Below are 22,597 nucleotides of genomic sequence, written 5' to 3'. Positions count from 1 at the left end.
GAGGATGGGGAGTGCGATCAGCAGCATTGGCACGCGTTCCGCTGGGCGTTGAACCAGGGCAGGCCGCCGAAGCTGCTGACCGCGGAGAAGTACCGGTCGGCGTTGGCCCGGCAGAAAGCGCGGGCCAGGATGTTGGAACAGCCGGCGGCGCACGCCGCTCGCATGTCGGCGAGGAATTGGGCGTCGCAGGTCCCTTGATCGCTGCGGCAGCGGTCGTAGCACATGTCGTGGGTATTGCAGGCCGGCGTGAAGGACGCGTTTTCGCATCCGATGTTGGGATCTTCCGGCACCGGAAGGGGCAGGACCGGCGAGCCACAGCCATTGCCCGGGTTGGGTGGCCGGAAGGTGCTGCGGTTGGGGCAGTCCACCGGCCAGGTGATGGGCATGGGGTGCTTCTGCACGACCCGCGGGAAGAAGGGGGTGCAGCATTCCGTCGACGGATCGTAAATGTCCGGAGTGAACGTCGTGGAGCCGTTGACTCCGCAGCAGGCCTGTCCCGGGGGCGGGTCGCTAAGGTCTCCGACCTCCCGTACCCGGCCGGTGGGAGGCACGCCGAACCCGCCGCCGCCGAAGGTGATGCATTCAGCCCGCAGACAATCGCCAGGGGTCTGGGGCGGTGTCTCGGAGGAGTCACCGGTGGGGAAGACGAAGCCGTGGATGCAGATCTCTCGCAGGCAATCGTCCGGCGCCGACTGCGGCGGGGTCTGACTGTTGTCCTCGACGCAGCGGTTGTTGACGCAGCGCTTGCAGGTGGGGCAGTTGTGGGTGGTGCCGGAGCCGGCGGGATTGCCGCCACAATGCCAGCCCGCCTCGATGACCCCGGATCCGGGTACCGAGGTCACCGTCAATCCGTCCTCGCTGACCACGCCTTGGCCGATGGTGACGAAGCGGAAGAGGTCGTGGTCGAAGGAATACATCTCGGTGACGGCTCCGGGGTCCAGCCCGTCGACGTTGGGCAGGGTGAGCCGGGCCGGCGGATCGAAGCGGGCGAAGCCCGGCTGGATCGTCACCACCAAGCGCGGCTGCTGGCCGAAGTTGGGCACCATGGGCACCTTGTCTCCGTGCACCACGGTGACGCTCACCACGCCGCTGGAGGAACCGTCGGGGAAGGTCACCGAACCCGGCGCGATGTCCAGGGCGAAGCCCGGATAGTCCGGAAGGGTGACGGTGCCGCCGGTGGTCTCGTCCACCGCCACGCCGCTGGCGGGATCCAGGGGCAAGAGGTAGATGGGGCGCCCCATGGTGTTCTCGATCCCCGCCACGGTGGCGACCTGGAACTCCAGATGGGGCCAGATGCCGGGGCGGCTGGTGGTCGCGCCGTCGACCTCCAGGAGCACCATGCCCGGGGGGACTCCGTCGAGGCGGAAGGCTCCGGCGGCGTCGGTGAGCACGCTGAGGCCGGTGCCCGCGATCTCCACGGTGGCGTCCGGCACCGGCTCGTCGCTGTTGTCGAGCACCAGGCCGGAGAGGGCGGTGAGGGCCGGGTCCCCGGCCACCCGGGCGTTGGCTACGAAGCTGGCGTAGGGGGTGGGGCCGCCGCCGGCGAGGGTCACTTCCACCACGTCGCTGGCGGATCCCGCCTGGGAGCCCAGAACCCACCCGACGGCGGCGTTGCCGTCGCGGTCGGTGGTCACCGTGGCCTGGGCGCCGGAGCCTTCGCCGGCGTTCACCAGGCTGCCTTCGCCGGCGACTATGGTGAAGTCCACCGCCACCCCGGGTAGGCGATTGAATCCGGCGTCCACCACCGTCGTCACCAGCGGCAGGGGTAGCCGTTGGCCGACGGCACCGGTCTGCTCCCCCCCGTCGTCCACCACCAGGAGGGCGGGGGGACCGGGGAGGGCGATGGCCCCCAACTGCAGGGGCTCGCCGAAACCGGCGGCCGAAGCCTCCAGCCGCTGAACGGCGAGACCGGCCCGGGAGCCCAGGGTCCAGCTCACCGAAGCTTCTCCGGAGCCGTCGGTGAGCTTCGCCACCTGGCGCCGCTCTCCGCCGGATCCGTCGTCCAGGGAGCCGGCACCGCCGGTGACGCGGAAGAGCACCGGTGCTCCGGCCACCGGCAGGCCGGCGCCGTCCAGCGCCTGCACCACCAGCGGTTCCGCCAGCGGGCTGTCGATGACGGCGCTCTGGCGGTCTCCGGAGATCACTCTCAAGCGGGGGGCGGTGGGTACCTCCAGGAATACCGTCAGCTGCTCCTGGGTGACGTTGCCGGCCTGATCCGTGGCCTCTACCGTCAGCACATTGGCTCCGGGAGCCAGTACCAGGCCTTCGGCGGCGAAGGTATCCTGCATCACCGTTGCCGGAGTGCCGTTGACCGTCACCTGCGGCGGTGCGGTGCCGGCGGCGGAGAGGTCCGGGTCCCGCACCCGTCCGGAAACCGTGACCGGGCCTTCGGCGAGGCGGGCGCCGTCCACCGGCGTCACCACCACCAGCTGCGGTGGCCGGTCGTCCCGCACCACGGTGACAGTGGCGGAGGCGACGCGGCCGGTGCCGTCGGTGGCGGTGGCGGTGAGCAGATCGACCCCGGCATGCACCGGCACGGCGGCGGCGAAGAAGGTACCGGCGCCGGAGTCCACCGCCGCCGCCACGCCGTTCACTTCCACGGCGGCGGTGCCCGGCGACACCGTGCCCTCCACGTCCACCGTGGCGCCGACCAGCTGGAACGACAGGGGGGCGGTGATGGCCACCTCCGGCACCGCAAACCGGGTCACCTCGACGATCACCTCGCTGAGGTTGCCGGCGGTGTCGACGGCGTGCACGCTGATGGAGTTGAGGCCGTCCTGCAGGTCGATCACGGTCTCGAAGGTGCCGTCCACAACGGGGACCGTCGCCCCATTCACCTGCACCGTAGAGATGCCGCTGAGATCGAAGACCAGTCCGGCCACCCGCACCGTCGCGGCGTTGGTGCTCAGGCCGGAGGCGGGCTCCAGAACCTGCAGGTCCGGCAGTACCGGATCGTAGGTCACGGTGCGCTGGCCCATGACGCTACGGCCGGCTCCGTCCACCAGCAGCAGGGGGATGATGTTCTCCCCTCCGTGCAGGGGGACCTGGGTGGTGAAGACTCCGCCGGCGATGGGTACGGGGACGCCGGCGACGACGACGTCGGTGAGCTCACCGTCGTCGGTGGCGGTGCCCGTGACCTGCACCGTCGGTGTGTTGACCAGCGCACCTTCCGGCGGTGACGAGATGGTAAGGAGGGGATCGAGAACGTCTCCCGGGCCGTAGATGAGCGCCACCTCGAGCTCGGCAGCGGCGGGGTTGCCGGCCTCGTCCGTCACCTCCGCCCGCACGGTGCGCAGCTGGGCGTCGCCGTCGGCAGCGGAGGCGGGGAAGGTACAGGTGGCGGTGGCGGGCTGGACCTGGCAGAAACCGGTGCGGTCCACCGAATCTTCCAGCACTCGCAAGCTGCTCAGGTCGATGCCCGACTCCCGATCCTGATAGCCCACCACCACCTGGTAGGAACCGGCGTCTTGGAACACCGGCACCGAGGGACTGGAGAACGAGAGCTGCGGCGGTGCGGTGTCGCCGCCGGGACCCGGCGGTGCTTCGAAGACGAGCTCCAGCCGAGCCGCCTCACCGCCCTCCCGGGAACCGTAGTCCACTCCTCCCGGAACGGTCTCGTCGGCCTTCTTGAGCATCCAGCCGAAGTTGTCTGCGCCCCGCTGCACCGCTTCGACGTCGCCGGCGACGTCGAAGGTGACGGTGCCGCTCAAGTCGTTCGTATGCAGCACCGCATCGGTGGCCGGCGAGAAGACTCCACCGTCCCAAGGCGCATCGCATCCACCGTCGGCGTCGGTGGCACAGTCCCAGGTGACCACCGGCTCCATCCACGGGGTCAGCACCAGGGCATGGATCGCCACCTCGCTCCCCGCCCCCCAGCCGCCGCCGTTGGCGACCAAGGTCAGCTCGAGGTCGGCGCTCAACAGGTTGCGGCCGCCGATGAGCCGCAGGGGCTCACCGGCGAAGCGCAACAGGCCGCGGCCCGGCAGCTCCGTGCCCACGCGCAGCGTCTCGGCGCTACCACCGGAGAAGCCGGTGTCGAAGCCGCTGATCCAGGCGTCGGCCTCGGCTTCCAGGACGAGGGTGTGGGGTCCCGGACCGAAGAAGAGGTCGAAGCTCCGAAGAGTGTTGGTGACCTCGCCGCCGACGTCCGCGATCTGCGCCGTCAGCCGGTGTCTTCCCTGCGTGAGCGCCGGCGGCAGGCAGTCGGCGGTGGTGGCGGTGAGGGTGCACCCGGCGGTTTGATCGATGCCGTCGACGGTGAGTCGGAAGCTGCCCAGGTCGACACCGTCGGGATCGTCAAAGCTCAGCTGGATCGACGGTCGGGTCTGATCGAAGATCACCACCACGGGAGCGGTGAAGCTAAGGCTGGGAGCTCCCGGGGCGTCTCCCACCTGAACCGCCGACCAGGCCAGGGTGTCGCCGGATTCGAACCCGTCGCTGAAGATCGGGTCACCGCGGCCCTGGGCCGACGCCTCACCGCCGACCCATCCGGACAGCAGCGCTGCCAGCAGCGCTGCCAGCAGCGCCGGGGCGATCAGCCATCGCTTCTCTCCGACCCGCCTACGTCCGATCTTCATCCTCTTACCCCCGGGGCGTGGGTGTCGGGATCACGGATTCGCTCAGCTAGACCAAAGAGCCCGAGCCGTTCCCACGCTCGTCTTCAGCGGTTTCGAATTGGAATTCTCACCAGCATGACAGAGATGGCGAGATCGCACAATCGCAGTCCTTGGTGAAATCCTACCTCTTGCTACGGTGCACGGGAGTTGAAGGTTGCCCGCGGTAAAGGTTCGCTGGTCTGCTAGCCGCCGCAAACCTTGGATTCTGTTGCTTCGTTGTCACGGAGGCACTACACTCACCGGCCCTGGCCTTGGACCCTCGAAGGCCCGGCGATCCCGCAAACCGGCACCCTCAAGAGCCCGAACCCGACAACGCCGTGAGCCTGGATGACTTCTGAAACTCGCCCCAAGATCAAGCTCGTCTTCATCGTCTCTATCGCCTTCCGCTGGTTCCATCTCGAGTGGATTCTGCAGGAGCTCGACCGATCGCGCTTCGACGTCTCCTTCATCCTGGTACGCCTCAACGGCCAGGAGATGTACATGGAGCGTTTCGTGCGGGAGCAGGGGATCCCGCACCTGACCCTCGACTGCTACATCGGCTTCAAGGGCATCGTCCAGACGATCTGGGCAATCCGCCGCTACTGTCGCCGAGAGCAGGTGGATGTCGTCCACACCCACATCTTCTTGGCCAGCCTTGTGGGTCTCATGGGGGCGTTTCTGGCGCGGGTTCCCCGGCGCCTCAACACCCGGCACCATCTGATCTCCAACCACGGCAAGCCGACCCTCTGGCTCGATCACTTGGCCAGCGCTTTGGCGACGCGCACCATCGTCGCCAGCCAGGTGGTCCACGATGTGCTGACCGAGAAGGAAGGGGTGCCGCAGCGCAAGCTGGTGCACATCCCCTTCGGCATCGACCTGGACCGCTTTCGTGGCATTTCCGACGAGCGGATCGAGGTGCTGCGCCGAAAATACGACGTCGAGGGCAAGGGCCCGGTGGTCGGTGTGCTGGCCCGGCGCACCCGCACCAAGGGCCTGCAATACATCATCCCCGCCTTCCGCCGGCTCCTCGAACGGCACCCCGACGCCTATCTCCTCCTCGCCTACGCTAACGGTCCCTACCAAGAGGAGATCGAAGAGCTGCTCGCCGAGGAGCTTCCGGAGGACCGCTATCTCGAGATCAAATTCGAGACCGACGTCTTCGCCTTCTACCAGCTCCTCGATCTCTGCGTGCACGCGCCCACGGGGCTGGAGCGGGAGTCTTTCGGCCTGGTCTATCTGGAAGCTATGGCCTCGGGGGTGCCCACCGTCTTCACCCCCTGCGGCGTCGGTCCGGAGATCTTCGAGCACCGCGAGAACACCTGGGTGGTCGAGCACGAGAACAGCGACCAGATCTACGAGGGCATGGTGGCGATCCTCGAATCGCCGGAGCTCCATGAGACCCTCGTCGAGGGGGGACGCCGTACCGTCGACGAGAGATTCCCGCTGAAGAAGATGGTGCGTTCTCTCGAAGCCGTTTATCTTGGAGAGAAGCCCGGCGAAAGCTGCGACGCCCAAGCTTGATTTCCGATTCATCCGTCAGCGAGGAGATTCCCATGAGTGAGCTGTACATCCCGAAGAGCGCCCTGGTCGTCGTCGCCCATCCCGACGACATCGAATATAGCTGCGCCGGCACCCTGGCCTTGTGGGCCGACGGCGGCGCAGCCATCACCTATGTGCTGTGTACCAGCGGCGACTCCGGTATCGATCACCCCGACATCGACCGCCAGCGGGCGATGGAGATTCGCGAGGAAGAGCAGCGGGCGGCGGCGGAGATCATCGGGGCCCAGGAGGTGATCTTCCTACGCCATCGGGACGGTCTGCTGCAGCCCGATCTCGAGCTGCGCAAGGAGCTGGTGGGGATCATTCGGCGGGTGCGCCCGGAGGTGGTGATCACCGGCGACCCGACCCTCATCTGGATGAATCCCATCATGCTCAACCACCCGGATCACCGCGCTGCCTCCCTGGCGACGATGGAGGCGGCGTGGCCCACCGCCGGCCAGGCGAACCTCTATCCCGACTTCGACGCCGACGAGACGATGCGCCTGCATCGTCCGAAAAAGATCCTGTGCACCGGCTGGACCCAGCCCGAGGCGAACTTCTTCGTCGACATCTCGTCCACTCTCGACCGCAAAGTGCAGGCTTTGGAAGCTCACAAAAGCCAGATGCGCGGCTTCGACATGGCCGCTCTCCTGCGCCACCAGGCCACCACCAACGCCGCCGCCCAGAAAAAGGACGGCCAGGGGATGGAGCTCGCCGAGGCCTTCCGCATGACCAGCATCGTCGACGACGAGTGGTGGGAGAAGACCCAGGGGGACCCCACCGCTGCCCGGCGGGACGCCGTCTCGTCTCTGGCCTGAGGCGGCTCTCGACGACTGACTGTAGAATCTCTGCAACCGCTCGCAGCGAATATGGACCTCCCGCCGTGGGAAGAGGAGTAGAGATGACCGACCAGGAGCAGGCTCAGTCTGGAGTTCCCGACGAGAAGTACACCATTCCCCGCATCGACCGCCTCCTCGCCGGCGAGGATCCGAACAAGGTCTTCGACGATCCGGCCCCCACCGAGGCGACCTTTCCCGGTGCTCGGGCGTGGAACGACGGTTCCCACAACCATTACCTGCTCTGGATGTGCATGCTGTCGTGGAAGTATCCGGCTCCCTGCGTGCGGCTCTGCGCCCAATGGTGCGCCCTGGAGATCACCGGGGAAGAAGACTACAAAGCTGGGTTCATGGGCAACGAGCTCACCAGCCCGACCTACGGCGGCTGGATCTGGGGCTCCTTGGTGCGGGTGGCCCACCACGCCCGCGCCGCCCGAGTAGAGCCCGACGCCCAACGGGTGGTTTCCCGCTGGCTGTTGCGCATGGCGCTCCTCGGCTCTCTCGGCAGTCCCGCCCGCTCCCTCGAGCGCGGTGCCCGGGACCAGGTGACCTTCGACGGCGTCGGCGGTTTGATGGCGGGGATGCGGGGAAGCCCGGCCAAATTCGCCGAGCCCCAACTGGCCCGGGTGCTGACGCCGGCGTTCGGCATCGATCCGCGGATCCCGTCGGGGCGCATCGACAGCGACGCCGAATTCGCCTATCGCTTGACCCGCGGCCTGCCGCCGGCGAGCTTCGGCCTCACCGACCGCACCACCGAGGCCTGCCGTAGATTGCTGCAAGGGGAAGCCCCGGCCTGCCCGGACACGCTGAATATCCTGGCCACGGCCTTCCACAGCGTGCCCGGCATGGTGGACTATCAGGTGGGCCGCTCCGGTGGAGACATCTCTACCGTTCTCTGGCGCAATGCCAACGGCAACACCGGCCCCCTCTCCGCCACCCGCGCCCCCGCCGGCACCGCCGAATGGGTCTCCGTCGCCGCCTTCCGCCCCGACCTTTTCCACGAAGACCTGGTGGCGGTAGGCCGCAAGCACCTGGTGGACGGCGTCGCCCCCTGCCGCGTGCTCTACTGCTCCAGCGAAGCCCGCTGGCGCAGCAATATCGGCCCGGTGCCGGTGGAGAAGACCGCCGACCCGGTGGGCACTCGCTGCGCCGACGCCTGCTCCTACCAGGTCGCCATGCCCCTCCCCGCCGACCTTCCCCTCTGCTTGACCCTGGGCCCCTCTCAAGGAGCCCAAATCACCCTCGACGGCAAGCCGGTGCCGGGGACGCAGGATCTCGATTCACTGCTGCCGGCGGCGGTGGGGTAGGGGGCGGCGCCTCAGCGCAAGCGCCCCGCTAGTTCTCCCAGAGTCTCCCCGAGCCCCGCCCAGCGCCGTTGGGCGATGGCGCCACCGCTCTGCTCAGTGACATCGGCCGCCAGCGTCTCCAGTCGCCCAGCCAGCTCCGCATCGGCTTGTCCTGCCTCGAGCTGGGCCGACGTCTCGTCCAGCGCCGCGGTGAGATCCGCTGCCAGCTCCTCGTTCAGGTCCCCACTGCGCACGAGCTGATCCACATAGGCGCGGGCCACCGCCGGTTCGGCGGGCCAGGTGACGGGGAATTGTTGTTGGGGGTTGAAGACGCGGCCTTGATCCGCCAGCGCTGCTGCGGCGATCTCGTTCTCCGAGACGTACTCGCTGGGGAGCAGTTCGAGCACGTCCAGGCCGCGGACGATCTCGGTGCCGTAGATGCGGCCGTGGTACCAGTAGGTGGACCAGAAGCCGCCGAGGACCAGGTCTTCGGCGTCGATGGGGCCGCGGTCGAAATAGGCGATCTCTACCGGATTGGCGGAGTCGGTGAAATCGATGACCGAGAGGCCACCCTGATACCAGGCCTGCACGAAGATGTCGCGCCCCGGGATCGGCACGATGGAGCCGTTGTGGGCGACGCAATTCTCCTGCTCCAGCTGTGGTGCCGGGATCTTGAAGTAGCTCTGGAAGACGAGCTCGCCGTCGACGATGTCGTAGATGGCGTTGGCACCCCAGGTGAGGGGGTCGAAGGCGCGGCACCGCGGCCGGCCGCCGCCGCCCCATTCGTCGGTAAAGAGCACTTTGGTGCCGTCGTTGTTGAAGGTTGCGGAATGCCAGTAGGCAAAGCCTTGGTCGAGGACCTCGTCGATGCGCTGGGGCCGGAGCGGGTCCGAGATGTCGAAGAGGATGCCGTTACCGGAGCAGGCGCCGGCGGCGATGTTGAGGGCTGGGAAGGCGGTGATGTCGTGGCAATGGTCGGTGGCGCTGGTCTCCTGAGTCTCATCGCCGTGGTCGCCGCCACGCCACAGTCCGGCGAGGATGCCCTCCTCGGGGTCGGCGAAGACCGCCGGGCTGGCGACGATGCGGGCCTTGGAAGGCTCGGCTACGGGAATCTCCACCACGTCGATGCGGAAGAGGGCGGTGCGGTCGTCGCCGGGGGACTCGTCGAAGCAGCCCGGAAGCTCGTCCTCCTTGCGAACGCTGGCGGTGCCGGAGTTGTAGACGATGATCTTGTCGTCCGCATTCGGGCCGTCTCCATCCGGGGCGGCGATCACCGAGTGGGTGTGGGAGCCGCGGCACGTCTGCACCGCGCCCACCTGCACCGGGCGTCGCAGATCGCTGATGTCGAAGATGCGCAGGCCGCGGAAGCGGTCCGTGCTGACGTCCTCGTTGACGCCCTGAAGGCCACAATCGAGGCGGCCGCGAGTCTGCTCGACGGACATGATCAGCAAATCGCCGACGATGGAGACATCTCCCTGGCCTCCCGGGCACACCACCGAGCTGACGAGTTCCGGCAAGCCGTCCGCAGCTAGACGGTAGACATTGAAGCCGTGGTAACTGCCAGCCACCAGCACGTCATCGCGGAAGGCCATGTCGGTGTTGGCGAAGCTGAGCAGCGGGCTGCGAGCATCCTCGTCGTCCTTCTCATCCTTCTTCTCGCCTTCTTCCGCGGGGTCTTCATCGTCGGCGTCCGCGTGCAAGCGCTCGGCGGGCAGGTTCGCCGGATTGCGCGGGTCGTAGAAGCCCGGCGGCTTGGGTAGGGAAGCCACCAGCTCGAGATTCAGGATTGCCTGCTCGGCATCTTCCAGGCCCGGCTCGAGGCCGGACCGCGGATCCGACGACAGTCGTACCAGCAGAGCGTTCATGCGCTCGATCTCGGCGGTCTGGTCGTTGGTGACGTCGGTGGTGAACTCGAAGAGCACCGGGTCGTAGGCGGTCCCGGGCTGCTCCAGCAACTCTTCTACCATGGTCACGGCCCCTTCGTGGTGGGGGATCATCAGCTGTAGGAAGAGGCGGTCGAAATCCGTCCCCTTGGAGGCAGCGAGCTGCTCCATCTGCTCCGGCGAGGCCATGCCCGCCATCTGGTGGCTGGTGTGCATGTGACCGTGGGCGGTGGGGTCCGGCACGTGCTCTCCGCGCTCCCGCAACCACTGCTGCATGAAGCGAATCTCGTCGTCCTGGGAGGCGTTGATGCGTCCCGCGACATCCAATAGCTCCGGCCGGTTGGTGCGCTCCGCCACCAGCGCAGCCATCTCCAGCGCCTGGTGGTGGTGAGGAATCATGTCCTGCATGAACTGCACGTCCGCCGGCGCATAACTCGAGTCGGCGATCTCGATGGCCTCCTCGGCGGTGAGCTCCCGCGGCGGTTCCCCCGGGGAGCCGGGGTGGACGATGGGGGCCTGGGCTGCGGCGATGAGGGGCAGACCGAGGAGGAAAAGCCCCAAGCAAAAATGCCGGAGCAGGCGAATCGGAGAATGGAGGTCGGGTGCGGTCACTGGATTCGCTCCTATGCCGGAAGAAGAGATAAAGCTACGACAAGTGTCGGACCCTTGGAATTTATCAGATGACCGGGGTGGAGGGGCTGAGGCACTTGATTCGAAGGAGTGCGGCAGGCGGGCCTCGGCGGGGACTTACGTCGCGAGCGGTTCAGGGCAGCGCCATCAATCCCTCGCCGGTGGCTTCACCCCCACCGTCAACTGTCCCCAGAAGGTCTGGGGAAACTCTTCGTCACCCTCAAACCCCAGCTCGATGTCGCGGCCATCGGAAGGAATGCACGCCGTGCCGAAGAGATAGTCCCAAAGGCTCAGGGTCAAGCCGTAGTTCATGCCATGGGACCGGTCCTTCGGGAGCGCCTTGACGTGATGCCAGATGTGCATCTGCGGGTTGTTGAAAATGTACTTCAGCGGGCCCAGGGGGACCCGAAGGTTGGAGTGGTTGAAGTGCCCCACCGCCAACGTGAAGATGTGCACCACGAAGAAGTCGTCGATGCCGAAGCCGATCATCGCCAACGGGATGTACTCCAGCGTCCGATAGACCACATTTTCCATCCAGTGGTAGCGCAGATGAGCGGCGAAGCCCATCTCCTCGACGGAGTGATGAACCTTGTGGAATTGCCACAGGAACGGGACGAGGTGGAGCAGCCGGTGGGTATTCCACTGCACGAAGTCACGGACCACGAGGAGAGTCAGCAGCTGTGTCCAGACGGGCCAGCTGTCGACCTCCAGGGCGACCAGGTTGCGGATGCCGAAGGACGCCAGGAAGTCGTTGAATAGGTTGACCGCCACGTCGGACGCCGCGTTGTAGACGACCAGGGAGAAGAGGAAGAAGTTGAAGAACATGTAGAAGGCGTCCAGCCAGAAGTCCTTGCGGAACTTCGCCTGGTCCTTTCGCCACGGTTTGACCATCTCGAGGACGAAGAAGAGCACCGAGACCCCCACCAACCACAGCAGGTAGTTCTTGGCGTGGAAGTGGGTCAACTCACCCCACAAATAGCGGGCGTAGTTCTGGTAGCCGTCGAGAAAGATCGTCCAGTAGTGCTCCATCTAGCTTCCCCCGGATTGCTGCTTCTTCATGCCGGTCGAGGTCCCTCCCGTTATGAGAGGCACGGAAGGGGCCCGAGGTTCCGGTCCGAGCCCATTTCGTGGTGGCAGCGTCGGTGGGGCGGGACCGTTGGCAAGCCCAACCCGGTGCGCTGGGCTTCTGTCCGGAACAATGGACGGGAAGATGTGTCTACCCTCTCAATGGAATACCTCTCCTTCAGGCTGCAGATCGTTTCGCGATCTGAACGCCACTTTGAAGTGCTCGTCTGGTCTCCTGTCGGCGAAGGGCGGGGAGATTTCGAGCTCGATATCAGCGACGACGACGCTCGCACGCTGAGCACATTCTTCCTCTCCAGTTGGCTGAAAGAACCTCCGGAAGAGCAACCAACCGCCGAAGCCGGTGCCGCTCAGGACGAGGCCCAGACTGCGGAGGAATCACCTCGATGGCGCCGCTCCGGAGACGTCGGAGAATGGCTCTTCGATTTGGTCTTCAACGGTGAGGTGCTGGAGCTCTTCCAGCGCTCGTTGGATTTCGCCGCCAGGACTCCGGATTGCGGCCTGCGCGTCGAGATCACCTACGACCCCAGGGACCCTCACTTGGATCGACTCCAATCCCTGCCCTGGGAGCTACTGCGTCGGCCCGGAACCCCAGAGTACTTGGTCCTCAACTCGTCCTCTCCCATCGTGCGCTACGTGACCCTGCCAAGAGGCGCCGATAACCAGCCTACCCCTGAGGTGCTGAGAATCCTGGTGGTCGCGAGCAATCCCCTGGATATGCCCTTTCTCGACCTGGCAGTGGAGGTGCAGAACTTAGAGAAGGCCCTCCGCTCCTACCCCAAGGTCGAGCTGGTGTATCCGAAGATGCCGAGCCTGGCTGAGATTCGCAAGACTTTTGAGTCGGAGCAATGTCATGCACTCCAATTCATGGGCCACGGTGACATCCAGAGGAAAGAAGGAGTGTTGGTTCTCGAGCGGGATGGGGGACTTCCCCATCCTGTGCGCGGCGAGGATCTAATCAATGCCCTGGGTGATGGTCCGCCCCCGCAGCTGGTGGTGCTCAACGCGTGCCGTTCAGCGGTCAGCGCCGAGAGCCGGCCGGGAAACCCCCTCGCCAGCGTTGCCCTTTCGATGGTGAGTGCCGGCACTCCCGCAGTGGTCGCCATGCAGCACTTCATTTCCGATACGGCGGCGGCACGCTTCAGTGAAGCCGTCTACGACGGGCTGGCCCGCGGGGAGTCGGTGGAGGCTGCGGTCACCGAGGGGCGGTCGGAGATCCACTCGGTACGCCCGGATCGCGCCGAGTGGGCAACCCCGGTGCTCTTCTTGCGCGGGAGGTCCCGCAGAGCTGAGCAGCGAGAGCGCATCAGGATTCTCATGGCTCTCGTCCTCGCCCTTCTGCTGCTTGCCCTGGGGACTTGGCTCCTCTTTCAGCAGTACCAGGATGCTCGTCTCACCAGGCTCCACAACGAGGGCTACGTTCAGTTCAAACAGGAGGATTTCGTAGGTGCGCGGAGATCTTTCGAGCAAGCCCTGGAGATCGACGCTGATCACGCGCCGACCCACAGTCAGCTCTCGCTGGTCGAGTCCCTGGCTGGCAATGAGAGCGCGGCCCTGAAGCATGCACAGGCCGCGGTCACCGCCTCACCCTATGTCGCGGCCTATCACTACAACCTTGGCCAGCTGCTGTCTCAAGGCCGGCAATACGAAGCAGCTCAGCGAGCTCTGCAGGCGGCTCTCGATCTCGAGCCCCAGCACGCAGCGGCCCTCAACGAGCTCGGCCGCGTGTACCTGGCCCTCGACCTTCTGCCGGAAGCCCGGGCCATCTTGCGTCGCGGCATCACCTCCGAGACCGCCACTGCCAAGGACTTGGCGCCTCTCCACAAGAACCTTGGTTTTGTCCTGTTGGTCATGGGCCTGGAGGAAGAGGCTCGGTTTAGCTTCTCCGACGGCTTGTCCTACGCCCGCCGCAGCCGCAGCGAGACAGTCGCTGCGGAGAGCTTGCTCGGGCTGGCTCGAGCCGAGCAGATGGCCGATCGGACCGACGCCGCATGCTCACGGCTCGTCGAGCTTCGCCAACATCATCCAGAAGAACTTCGCATCGGCCTTCAAGAGAACCAGGCCCTGACGGAGCTCGCCACCTCATGCACAGACCTCGCTCATTGAATCCACGAATCCTCGGGCTCTGCATCGTCGCCATGCTCTCAGCGCTCGGTGTGCTGGTAGGAGAGGACTCCTTTGCCGACACGGCCGAGCCGGTGCGGGCAGTTCTCGTGCAGGCAACGGGCAACGTTTCGGTCGAGGATGGGGGCGGTGCCCGGCACGCTCCAAGGTTCCGCCGCGTCGCCCGCCTCTCCATGGTGAGTGTGGGAGATCGGATTCACGTTGGAGATGAAAGTCGAGCTGTCTTGATCTGCTCCAATGATCGGAGGGTCTCCTTATCGGCCGGTTCCAGAGATCGAATCAGCGTAGATCTCTGTCTCGCGGGCCGCGAGGCGCGGGCCGGAACCTTTGCGGATCTCGTGGAGATTGAAGGTCGGGTGCTGGCAGACCGTGGAGCGGTGATCGTGGAGCGACTGCCGCGGGGCGAGGGCAATCTCAGAGAGATTCCCAGGTTGCTTATTCCGCGCAACTCAGCGGTGATCAGCTCTCAACCGGACCTGGTCTGGACGCGGGTACCGGGAGCCGCAACCTATCTGCTCCGAGCTCGGGGCGGCGTCAGTTGGCAGCAGGAAGTCCCTTCGGATCATTGCACGCCCGCCACCTCTTCTTGCACCCTGAGCTGGCCGAGCTCCGTCCTGTTGCCGCCCCAGACCGAGGTCGAGATCGAGGTATCCATTCTCGATGATGGAGGCCTGCAGCGCACCGAATCTGTAACTCCTCGGCTTCATCGGCTATCCAATGAGGAGGCTCTTCGCATTCAGGGAGCGATCCAGGCGATCTCCCTCCTCGACCTCGCCCACGAAGAGCAAGCTCTCCTCAGCGGCGAGATCTATCGTGCTCACCAGCTCTATGGCGAAGCGATTTCCGCCCTCAGACAAGCCACCGCAGGGTCGGACAGCTCCGAGCTCCACCTCCTCCTCGGTGAATCCCACCTCTTGGTGGGCCTGCTCGACTTCGCCGAGAAGGCCTTCCTACAAGCGCTCTCAATCGAGCGCGCACCTGAGGTAATAGCGAGAGCGGCCTTGGGCCTAGGGCAAATCGAATGGGTGCGCGGTGAGGAGAGAGTCGGCCGTGAACATCTCCTCGAGGCAGCCGCCCTCTTTCACCAGATGGATCGGCTCGAGGAGGAGCAAGCGGTCAGAAGGCTGATTGGGCAGATTTCGTTCTGACGCAGCACGCGGGATTGACTGGCCGTCGATCTGGAGCCAGTTCTTACTGACAGGGAGCCTTGACCGGGAAGTCCGGACGCTGGATCCGGGCTGGATTCTAAAAAGGGGCCGGCACCTGAGCCGGGCTGCCACGAACCTCAACCAACGGCCCGATTACGCTGCTTTTCGCTTTCAGGTGTTTGCTCAGAGTTTGCTTGAGGTGCCCGGGAGGGGACCTCGAAGCACCGCCTGGATGGGGCTAAACTGTTGAGGGGAAATGAGTTGTGCTGGTGGGGCGTGAGGGTCTCGAACCCCCGACCTACTGATTAAAAGTTGCTCTTCGAGGGGTTTTCATGAGTTTTCATAAGGCTTCATAGGCGCCGGCATGTTGCTGAGGTAAAAAGACTTATGGTCTTCATGGGCGTTCACGAGGTAGCATGGAAAATCACGGAAGCCCGTGCACAGTGAACCCAAATTGAACCCAAAAAACAGACCGCGAGAGGCGAGGAAGCCAGAGGTTAGAAAGGAAATGACTAGACGATGAAGGTACGGCTGACGGATCGTTTCGTCCGGGGGTTGAGAGCGGACGGCAAGGCGGGGGAGGCCTGGGACACGTTGGTCGAGGGGCTCTGCCTGCGATTCTCCAAGACCGGCCGGAAGAGTTGGACGCTGCGCAAGCGGTGGCTGGGGCAGAATCGGCGCTGGAACTTGGGGAAGTATCCCGACGTCTCCCTGCAGGAAGCCCGGGCGCGAGCGCGGGAGGCGTTGGCGGGGCTGGCCCATGGGGAGGATCCGAATCAAGAGAAGAGGGATTTGACAGTCCGTGAGCTGGTGGATCGATTCGACGAGGATCATCTGCAGAAGCTCAAGAGCCACCGGGAGGTGCGGAGGGTCTTCACCCGCTACGTCCTGCCCAAGTTCGGCCCTCGGCCCGCCGCGAGCCTCACCCGCCGGGATGTGATCCAGGTGCTCGACCAGATCGCGCAGCGGGCGCCTTCGATGAGCAATCGGGTGCGGGCCTGGATCAGCGTGCTCTACAACTGGGCTTTGGAGCGGGATCTGGTGGAGACGTCGCCGGTGGTGGGCATCCGGAAGCGTCGGGAGCGCAGTCGGGACCGGGTGCTCAGCCAGAGGGAGCTGGCGACGCTGTGGCGGGCTTGGGGGGAGAGCGAATTGCACGAGTCCACCCGCAGCGCCCTGCGGTGCCTCCTGGCCACCGGGCAGAGGCCCGGGGAGATCCTGAGGATGGAGCGCTCCCAGATCGACGGAGCCTGCTGGCGCCAGCCGGCGGGATGGACCAAATCCGGCCGGGCTCACAGCATCGAGCTACCGCCCGTGGCTCTGGAGCAGATCGAGCGCTGCGAGCACCTGGCCAGTCCCTTCGTCTTTCCCTCCGAGCGCACCGGACGCCCGCTCAACATCAACACCCTCAGCCGTGCCGCCCGGCGCGTCGGCGGCCGGGTCGAGATCTCCTGGCGTCCCCACGACCTCCGGCGCACGGTGGCCACCTGGATGGGCAGCCAGGGCTACCAGCGGCAGGTCATCGCCCGTGTCCTCGGTCATGCCGACAACGCGGTGACGGCCATCTACGACCGCCACCGTTACGACCAGGAGGCGGCGGATGCGCTACGGGATTGGAACGCTCACCTGCGGACACTCACGAGCCAGCCCGGGCGGCGGTGATCTGCCCCCGCACCCACTCGTGGATCTCCGAGGCCACGAAGAGCCGGCGGCGCCCCACCGGGACGGGTAGGGGGAAGCTCCCTCTCTCGATCCTCCGGCGGATCGAGCTCTCGCTGAGACAGACGATCTCGCTGGTCTGGGACATGGTGTAGAACTGCTCTTGCTCTCGCGGTAGACGGTTCACGATCCCTCCGATTCCTTGGAGGACTCCCAGGCTATCCGGTGGATGGTCTGGTAGATGGACTCCAGTCCACTCAAGCACCCTTTGACACCCAGCTCTCGGAGTGCCGCTACCACGACCTTCGGGTCCTTCCCGGCGAGTTTGAGCATGATGTGGATGCAGTCCTTCCCGTTCTCGTCCTTGGGAGGGTCGATTCCCAGCTCTTGGAAGGCCACCACGATCTGCTGGCGAGGGGAGAGGCATTCGGGTGGGTCGTGGAGCCCACCAGCGCTCTCCGGAGGAGATTCTGGTTGATTCTGGTTCTGATTTCCTGAGTCCTGAATGTGACCCTGCCTCTGGATCTGGCCCTGATCTTGTCCCTGGCCCTGTCCCTGGCTCCCATGGGGCAGGGGGTGGGGGTCGGCGAGGCCCGTGGAAGCCCCTTCGGAGGAGGCAGCCGGACGAGGGAACTCATCGAGGAGCTCGAGCAGGTGGAACGCCTTGCCGTAGCGCTCGACGAAGGCTCGGCGAAGGGGAGACGGGGGGAGATTGCGCAGTACCTGCTTGAGCCCCTTGACCCTCTTGTCCAGCGGCTTGAGCGTATCCGGCAGCTCGTAGCTCGCCATCTCGACCACCCAGACCAATCCCTGCTTCAGGTCCCGGCGGATGAAGCCCCAAGACTCGAAAGTCTGCAATGCTTCCTCGATCTCCTCGGCCGGGTGCCCGAGATCAAAGGAGATGTACGCCGCAGGGAGCCGAGAGATCCCCGTCATGTTGGCGTGGCCGTGGGTGAGGAGGTAGAGGGCGAGACCTTGGAGCTTCCAATTCCCGCTCATCTTCTGGCCGATCTCGCCGTACCAGATGTCGGAGGAAACGACGGCGTAGGTTCTGATCGCTTTCACTGAGCTTCCTCCCGGTTTCGAGGGGCGAGGGCTCCTCGGCGTTGGCCGGGCGCCACCGGCTGAGCGCGAAGAGCTCGGATCGCTGGGTTGGTGGAGGAGATCCGGCAGCATCCAAGGCGGTGCAGCCGAGATCCTGGTTCCTGGACTCGCTTATTAGTTTCCATGGCTCGAAATTAGGCCACTATTCGAGTCTAGTCAACCCGAATTCGAAGATTATTTCGATGATTGCTGTTTTGTTCTACCTAAATTCGGGTAGTATTGGAGGATGACCGACCCATTCCAACACCTCCCCGACGCCCTCCTCGCACTCCGCCGGCGACGCAGCCTCTCCCAGCGGGAAGTCGCCGACCGGACGGGGCTGGCGCTCAGCTCCGTCGCTTCCTATGAGCGGGGGGAGAGATCTCCTACCGTTAGCTCGTTGGGCACGTGGATGACCGGGGTAGGGGTGACTTTGGACGAGCTCTTCGAAGTGCTCTGTGAGCTCCGCGGCGAGCCGCCCCGGCTCGCCGAGTTGCGGTCGGCCGGAGCCGATCCCCGGGGATCAGAGACGAGGTCTGCAGCCTCAGAAGCCTTTAGTGCGGAGGACGTCGCTACTTTGAAGCGGGTGGCTTGGATTTTCCGGGGCATGCTGGCCGGTGGGGCCGAGAATGAGCTGGCCGCTCCCGCATCCCGTGGCCTTCGAGAGGCAGCCGACGGTGGCTCCGAGGATCCGCCGGAGCAGGGAGCTGCTCTCAAGAACTGATACTTGGCTCGACTCCAGCGCCATGGGTGGTCATTTGAAGCGGTGAACCTTTGCGGAGAATCAGGAATGGTTGACCGGTGCTTGCGGGTTTTCTACGATGATGGGGTAGTGGTTGGCGCTGGATCTCCGATGGGCTGAGCCCTCGCAGCGCAAAAGGCCAATTAGGGTATTGCGACTTCCTCTCCTTGCCCTGTCGCTGTTGTCCGTGGACAACCCTCGCCGTGCGAAAGGCCACTTAGGGCATTGCGACTTCTTGAGTGGCATAGATACGACCATCTTTGGTACGTTTCTCGCAGTGCGAAAGGCCAATTAGGGCATTGCGAGCCGTAGGGTGGGCGCCAGCCCACCATGGGCGGTTGGCAAATGCTGATCGATCACGTTTCGGCACCGCGTGGATGCCCGCTTGCGCGGGCATGACGATGGAGCGTTGTTGCGGAGTCGGTGCCGGTGGTGAGATCGGCACCTCCGCCCAGGGATAAAATCCCAGGGCTATGAAAGGTCCGCCGGATGAATCGGCTTCGGAATCTGCTCCCGGCGCTGGGCGCGCCCCGCTGGAGCGGGGCCTCGGCGGTGGAGGTGCTCGGGACCGGGTTGGTTCCCACGGTGGACCGTGGGAACGAGCTAGGGAGCCCAAGGCCGGGCTTCTCAGAGTCCAGCGGCTCCGCCGGCTTCGGAGCTCGAGCCCGGAAGGCTGTTCCTCAGGGAGCCGGATTCATCCGGCGGTGCCTGGGTAGCCCCGGGATTGATCCCGGGGCGGAGCTGCCTTCGGGCCCCACGCCACGTACTCGCGGAGAGGCCTCCTGCAACCTCTTCGTCACTCCCGCCTGCTCGGGTAGGACGGTTTCTTCGTCCAAATCAGCCCAGTCCAAGTCACTAGGATGAGGCCACCAAGGCTCACCGCCGGCTCATGGCTCTTCCACCTCTCAGGAATGTCTGCGATAGAAACGTTGCTTATATCTAGTAACGAGATCGAGCAATCATCAATTGCATTCGATGGGCTCGATAGGACTGGTGGACGGATCAGAGACGGGGAAGGGGGCCGGATGGTGGATCCGAGGGGCGAGACGAGCGAGAGGCGGCTGGAGCAGTGGACCGGGAGAAGACGGGCGGAGGTTGGACGTTCGAGAACACTCCTCCAGCTAATCTTTCTCAAGCGCTCTCTCGGCGCGCTTCTAGGGCTCGCTTTCCTTTGCATCGGCCCTGCTGCCCTTGCCCAAAGCTCGGTCTACTGCACCACCAGCAGCGAGACCGGCACCTTCATCGAGTGGCTGCCGGGCTCCAACCTTCCCAACGTCAACCCCAGCTGCCAGGGCGCCTTCTACTGCCGTCAGGCCACTTTGGCTGGCCAGGCCCTCGAGATCCTCCCCACCGGCTGCGATCCCAACAGCTCTTCCTGCACAGTGCGGGTGCGCGTTCCGGTGACCATGGAAGGGCTGCATCAGGAAGGCTTGCTCTTCGCGCCGGCCCAGATCTACTGGTTCAACAACCCGACGCCGACCGTTCCCTGCATTCCGCCGGGGCTGCCGGGGGCCAGCTGCGATCCGCCTCCCATCTCCACCTGTGGCCTCTTCGGCGCCGGAATCGACGAGGACCAGGGCGAGGCGACGATCCAGCTTTCCAACGTCCGCTGCGCCGATCTCGACCAGAGCCGATTCCGGCAATACTCGTTCTCGGTCTACCGCTGCAAGGGCACTTCTGGCTGTGAGACCCGCAGGGATAGCCCCACCATCGATCTCAGCGCAGCCAGCCTCCGGTCTCAGCTGGGGTGCCCCGAACCACCGAAGAAGCGCTGCCCGAAGGACAAGGGGGCTGCACAATGCTCCATGTGCCTCAGTGCCGGCGGCGGTGGCGGTGGCCCCCCTGGCGGAGCCGGGCCGGATGGCGGCGGTGGTGGGGGAGGAGGCATCGGCGGCGGGGGAAGCGGTTGGGGCGGCGGTCCCGGTGGGCCGACCGGCCCGGGAGCTCGGCTCTACTACGCTGCGGGGGGCGCAGGTCATCCCGGCTGGCCCGGCACCGCCGAGTGGCTACCGAACCTCGGTCGCTACTGGTCCCACGACTACGCCCAGCGCATCGTTCTCGATCCCGGCGCCACGCCTCCGGAGAGTCACGTCTGGCTGATCACCCCTTGGGCGACCTTCCGCGAGTTCTCCAACCTCTCCGGCGGCGTCTATCTCACCAACTCGCCTTCCGACGAATACCGCACCCTGCGCAAGGTCACCGGGGGCTGGACGCTCACCGGCCTCGACGGAACGGTGACGACCTTCGACACCGACGGCCGATGGACCTCCACCGAGGACCGCTTCGGCAACCCGAAGGAGGGTTTCTACAACGTCCTCCATCAGCTGGAGCGCGTGACCTTCGCCGATCAGCGGGAGGAGCTCTTCACCTACGATGCGGGCACCGAGAAGCTCGAGACCATTACCGAGGTCGGCGTCGGTGGCTCACCCACCCGCACCTGGACCTACACCTGGGACGGCGACGACCTGGAGCGCATCGACCTGCCCGACGGCCGGGCCTGGGAGTTCTTCTATGAAGATGCTCGCTTCCCCGGCTACCTGACCCGCGTCGAGGTGGTGGGGACCGAGGGCGGGCGCGAGGTGGATGTTGCTTGGGAGTACGATGCCCTGGGCAACGTGATGGCTTTGTGGAGCGGTGACGTCTCGAAGACCGGCCCCGATGCCGTGGGGCTCTGGCAGCTGGCTTTCGATGATCCCGCAAACCCCACCGTGACCACCGTCACCGATCCTCTGGGAGCGATCAGCACCTACACCCTCGGTCGGGATGACAACAGCCGCAACCCGCGGCTGGAAGAGCTCTCCGGCAGCTGCCCGGCCTGCAGCGTCGGTCCCAATTCCACCCTCGCCTACGACGATCCGGATCACCCCTTGCTCCCCACCCGGGAAACCAACGCTCGCGGCGTCCACGCCGACTTCACCTACGACGAGCACGGCCAGGTGCTCACCCGCACCGAGGCCACCGCCACCGCGCTGGAACGCACGACGAGCTGGACCTACCATCCGGACTATCCGGCCCTGGTCACGGAGGTCGAGCAGCCCTCGGTGGCGGGAGGAGCTTCGGTGCGCACCACCACCATGGTCTACAACGCCGAGGGCGCTTTGGAAGAGCGGCGCATGGAAGGCCATGAGGAGCCCACCGGCGCCTTCAGCTACTCGACCCTCTACACGCCAACCCAGGAGGGGCTGCCGGAGGTCATCGACCCTCCCGGCTTCGGCATGGGGGATCTGACCACCTATGTCTACGACGCCGGCCGTGGCTCCCTGGTGCCGGAGTCCCGAACCGATCCCCTGGTGGGTCCCACGACCTACGACTACGACGGCTACAACCGCCGCACCATGGTGACAGACCCCAACGGCGTCACCACGATCATGGTCTACGACGTGGGGGACCGGGTGACCTTTGTGACCCGGGAAGGGTCGACACCAGCGGAGAACCTGGTCACCGAGAACCGCTACGACGAATTCGGCCGGCTCTTCCAGGCCATCCTGCCCGAGGGCAACGTCATCGAGTACGGCCACGACGCCGCCGGCCGGCTGATCTCCATCGAGCGCAAGCCCGACGACCAACCTGGGAGTCACGGCGAGCGGGTCTTCTACGACCTCGACGCCGCCGGCAACCGCACCCGTGAGGAACACCAGCGCTGGGACGGCACGGGCTGGGTCACCCGATCCTTCACCGACTACGAGTGGCAGAGCCGCTGCCAGATGCAGGCGGTGGTCCACGCCGACGGCAGCCGCACCGAGCACGCCTACGACTGCGAAGGCAACCTGAGCGAGGTTTGGGACGCCAACCATCCGTCCATGATGCAGACCGAGGTGCCCACCACGCTCTACGCCTACGACGAGCTCGACCGGCTCGACACCGTCACCCAACGCTGGGGCGGCGTCGGCGGCGGCTTCACGACCACCAGCTATGGCTATGACGTCCAAGATCACCTCACCGGCATTACCGACGGCGAGGGCAACCTGACCACCTACGTCTACTCCGAC

13 protein-coding genes are annotated in these 22,597 nt (G+C 65.5%); 8 read left to right on the top strand and 5 right to left on the bottom strand.

Annotation, left to right across the window (positions count from 1 at the left end; translation table 11 throughout):
• Positions 1–17: 17 nt before the first annotated feature.
• Positions 18–4,577 carry a carboxypeptidase regulatory-like domain-containing protein gene (locus SX243_12340; GenBank protein MDY7093752.1) on the bottom strand — a complete coding sequence of 1,520 codons (4,560 nt, stop codon included), beginning with the start codon at positions 4,575–4,577 and terminating at the stop codon, positions 18–20.
• Positions 4,578–4,943: 366 nt separating this feature from the next.
• Here SX243_12340 and SX243_12335 point away from each other — a divergent pair, with 366 nt between their 5' ends.
• The 3 genes from SX243_12335 (at position 4,944) to SX243_12325 (ending at position 8,277) form a co-directional block, all read left to right on the top strand.
• Complete coding sequence (locus tag SX243_12335; GenBank protein ID MDY7093751.1) at positions 4,944–6,116, top strand: glycosyltransferase family 4 protein; 1,173 nt, start codon at positions 4,944–4,946, stop codon at positions 6,114–6,116.
• A 32-nt stretch (positions 6,117–6,148) separates the two neighbouring features.
• Entirely contained in the window at positions 6,149–6,952 is an 804-nt protein-coding gene (locus tag SX243_12330; GenBank protein ID MDY7093750.1) for a PIG-L deacetylase family protein, read from the top strand.
• An 83-nt stretch (positions 6,953–7,035) separates the two neighbouring features.
• Positions 7,036–8,277: a hypothetical protein gene (locus SX243_12325; protein ID MDY7093749.1), complete on the top strand. Its 1,242-nt coding sequence runs from the start codon at positions 7,036–7,038 to the stop codon at positions 8,275–8,277.
• An 11-nt stretch (positions 8,278–8,288) separates the two neighbouring features.
• Here the strand turns inward: SX243_12325 and SX243_12320 are convergent, their stop codons facing one another.
• Positions 8,289–10,700, bottom strand: coding sequence for a DUF305 domain-containing protein (locus tag SX243_12320; protein ID MDY7093748.1), 2,412 nt, complete (start codon positions 10,698–10,700; stop codon positions 8,289–8,291).
• Between the two features lie 216 nt (positions 10,701–10,916).
• Positions 10,917–11,798, bottom strand: coding sequence for a sterol desaturase family protein (locus SX243_12315; GenBank protein ID MDY7093747.1), 882 nt, complete (start codon positions 11,796–11,798; stop codon positions 10,917–10,919).
• Positions 11,799–11,981: 183 nt separating this feature from the next.
• Here SX243_12315 and SX243_12310 point away from each other — a divergent pair, with 183 nt between their 5' ends.
• The 3 genes from SX243_12310 to SX243_12300 all read left to right on the top strand — a co-directional run bounded on the left by SX243_12310 (position 11,982) and on the right by SX243_12300 (position 16,786).
• Positions 11,982–13,958 (top strand): CHAT domain-containing protein, encoded by a 1,977-nt coding sequence (locus SX243_12310; protein MDY7093746.1) that lies wholly within the window; start codon positions 11,982–11,984, stop codon positions 13,956–13,958.
• Positions 13,955–15,124, top strand: a complete 1,170-nt coding sequence (locus tag SX243_12305; GenBank protein MDY7093745.1) for a tetratricopeptide repeat protein — start codon at positions 13,955–13,957, stop codon at positions 15,122–15,124. Before SX243_12310 ends, SX243_12305 begins: the two co-directional genes overlap by 4 nt.
• A gap of 519 nt (positions 15,125–15,643) precedes the next feature.
• The gene (locus SX243_12300) at positions 15,644–16,786 is read left to right on the top strand and encodes a tyrosine-type recombinase/integrase (GenBank protein ID MDY7093744.1); all 1,143 of its coding nucleotides are present in this window, start codon (positions 15,644–15,646) and stop codon (positions 16,784–16,786) included.
• On the opposite strand, the gene SX243_12295 is transcribed toward SX243_12300, so the two are convergent.
• The gene (locus SX243_12295; protein MDY7093743.1) at positions 16,761–16,970 is read right to left on the bottom strand and encodes an AlpA family phage regulatory protein; all 210 of its coding nucleotides are present in this window, start codon (positions 16,968–16,970) and stop codon (positions 16,761–16,763) included. The genes SX243_12300 and SX243_12295 overlap by 26 nt on opposite strands.
• Positions 16,967–17,848, bottom strand: a complete 882-nt coding sequence (locus tag SX243_12290) for a hypothetical protein (protein ID MDY7093742.1) — start codon at positions 17,846–17,848, stop codon at positions 16,967–16,969. The genes SX243_12295 and SX243_12290 overlap by 4 nt, the downstream gene beginning before the upstream one ends.
• Before the next feature lie 265 nt (positions 17,849–18,113).
• Here SX243_12290 and SX243_12285 point away from each other — a divergent pair, with 265 nt between their 5' ends.
• Complete coding sequence (locus tag SX243_12285) at positions 18,114–18,590, top strand: helix-turn-helix transcriptional regulator (GenBank protein ID MDY7093741.1); 477 nt, start codon at positions 18,114–18,116, stop codon at positions 18,588–18,590.
• Positions 18,591–19,633: 1,043 nt separating this feature from the next.
• Positions 19,634–22,597 (top strand): hypothetical protein (locus SX243_12280; GenBank protein MDY7093740.1); only part of this gene is annotated, 2,964 nt, incomplete at its 3' end.

The organism is Acidobacteriota bacterium, assembly GCA_034211275.1.
Classification (GTDB): domain Bacteria; phylum Acidobacteriota; class Thermoanaerobaculia; order Multivoradales; family JAHZIX01; genus JAGQSE01.
The sequence above is the reverse complement of the archived record's forward strand: the minus strand, read 5'-3'. Positions and strand labels throughout refer to the sequence as shown.

Coding starts and splice junctions, on each gene's coding strand:
- SX243_12340 (MDY7093752.1), bottom strand. CDS start 4,577: ATGAAGATCGGACGTAGGCGGGTCGGAGAGAAGCGATGGCTGATCGCC.
- SX243_12300 (MDY7093744.1), top strand. CDS start 15,644: ATGAAGGTACGGCTGACGGATCGTTTCGTCCGGGGGTTGAGAGCGGAC.
- SX243_12335 (MDY7093751.1), top strand. CDS start 4,944: ATGACTTCTGAAACTCGCCCCAAGATCAAGCTCGTCTTCATCGTCTCT.
- SX243_12285 (MDY7093741.1), top strand. CDS start 18,114: ATGACCGACCCATTCCAACACCTCCCCGACGCCCTCCTCGCACTCCGC.
- SX243_12315 (MDY7093747.1), bottom strand. CDS start 11,798: ATGGAGCACTACTGGACGATCTTTCTCGACGGCTACCAGAACTACGCC.
- SX243_12325 (MDY7093749.1), top strand. CDS start 7,036: ATGACCGACCAGGAGCAGGCTCAGTCTGGAGTTCCCGACGAGAAGTAC.
- SX243_12330 (MDY7093750.1), top strand. CDS start 6,149: ATGAGTGAGCTGTACATCCCGAAGAGCGCCCTGGTCGTCGTCGCCCAT.